Source organism: Propioniciclava sp. MC1683 (assembly GCF_014164675.1).
Classification (GTDB): domain Bacteria; phylum Actinomycetota; class Actinomycetes; order Propionibacteriales; family Propionibacteriaceae; genus Propioniciclava.
Genome location: NZ_JACJFX010000091.1, coordinates 1 through 1,633 on the forward strand (window position 1 = coordinate 1; position 1,633 = coordinate 1,633).

At 68.3% G+C, this 1,633-nt stretch carries 1 protein-coding gene; it reads right to left on the reverse strand.

The genetic code is table 11. The features are described from left to right. Positions 1–154 precede the first annotated feature (154 nt). Positions 155–1,522, reverse strand: coding sequence for an IS1380 family transposase (locus H5397_RS17345; protein ID WP_182818994.1), 1,368 nt, complete (start codon positions 1,520–1,522; stop codon positions 155–157). Positions 1,523–1,633 lie beyond the last annotated feature (111 nt).

The window sequence follows — 1,633 nt, forward strand, 5'->3', positions numbered from 1 at the left end:
CCTCAATCCACCGGTTGACGTTGTGCGTGTGTTTGTGCTTGTGGATCCCGTCTGGGATTGACGTCACGAGGGTGTGCGGGCATGCGTGATCGCCCGGTCTGTCCGGGTCTTCCACTTGGGTTTCCTTGGTCGTGACGGTCTGGTGGCGTGTGGGTCAGGTGGTCATGATCGCGGTCCACAGCCGCTGCCAGTGGGCGGCCCAGGGCCATCGGGTGGGTAGGTGGAGACGAACCCGACGCGCCGAGGTGGCGACGCGCGCTGGTGTGTGGATGAGGTGGGCGCGGATGGTCGCCGTCTCGGCCCTGCGGTAGCGGCCCCCGGCGGTGACGCCGAGGGCCCGGGTGAGGTTGAACGCCATGGTGGCGAGGGCGAGCCAGGCACCGTTGGCGTTGAACGATTTCGACGGCAGGTGCGCCAACGGGCCGGCTTTCAGGTCGGCGAACACCTGCTCGATGATCGCGTGGCCACGGTGGGTCTTCTCCGCCTCGACCAACGGGGCGGTCTGGTTGGTGAACAGGGCGTGGTAACGCCACACCTGGAACAGGCCGTCCTGGGCGGCGGCGGCGAGTTTCTTGGTGTTGCGTTCGGGGACCCGGCGGACGATCAACCGGGCGGTGACCTTCCCACGCCCATGCGAGGTGAACGCCGTGTAGCCGACTTCGGCGATTTCGGCCGAGGAGATCAGTTCGCCGGTGTCGGGGTCAACGATCGCGTTGGGGTACACGATGGGGGTCCACGCCTGCTCGTCGATGGTGGCGATCTGGGCACGGACCCCCTTGTTGAGGCGGGCTCCGATCGAGAACTGGCAGCCGGCCTTGACGATCGCGGCGACCAAGGCTTGCTGGTAGTAGGCCGAATCCGCCCGGACCAGCACCGGGCCGGCCACGTGCGCGCGGCGCAGGGTGGCCAGGGCGTCGCGGACCAACCGGACCGCGCCGTGCGCGGAGGATGCTGCGCCACGACGGAGCCGAGCGGCCGCGATCACCGGCGCGATGTCAGGGCCGGACACCGTCGCGAGTTGGGCGTTCAACCCGCGCACCCGGGTGTAGCCGTGCTGGGCGCCCTGCTTGCCGCGGCCGTAGACAGGTTTGATCGTGTCATCGACATCGAGCCACACCACCGGCCCGGTGGGCAGCAGGCCAGGCACCCGTTCGCCCAGCCGGCACAGGGTGCGGGCTGCGACGGCGTCGAGTTGGCGGACGTGTCCGAACCGGAACGACCTCAGGAAGCTTCCCAGCGTGGACGGTGCCCGTACCCCTCCGAACAGTCTGGCCATCGCACCGTGGCGCAGGACGTCGAGGTCGTCGATGCTGTCCGCGCCGGCCAGCATCCCGGCCAGCACGGAGGCGAGCTTGGTCCCCGCACAGCCCTTCGCGCCGGGCACCGTCAACAACTCATCCGCCACCTGCACCAGTCCGACCCGGCCGGCCAGCATCATCGCTGGCACCAAGCCGGCGGACCCGACCAGGTTGGGCTCGTCGAACGACGCCGACATTCGGCCGGGGGTGTGAGACAGTTGCATCTCGGAAGTGCCCTTCTTGGGGGAGCTACGGAACTCTATACAAGTCCCATTCTCCCTTACCAGAGGGCACTTCCTCGCTTAACGCACCGCTACCAGGCCGGTGGATTCAGG

Coding starts and splice junctions, on each gene's coding strand:
- H5397_RS17345 (WP_182818994.1), bottom strand. CDS start 1,522: ATGCAACTGTCTCACACCCCCGGCCGAATGTCGGCGTCGTTCGACGAG.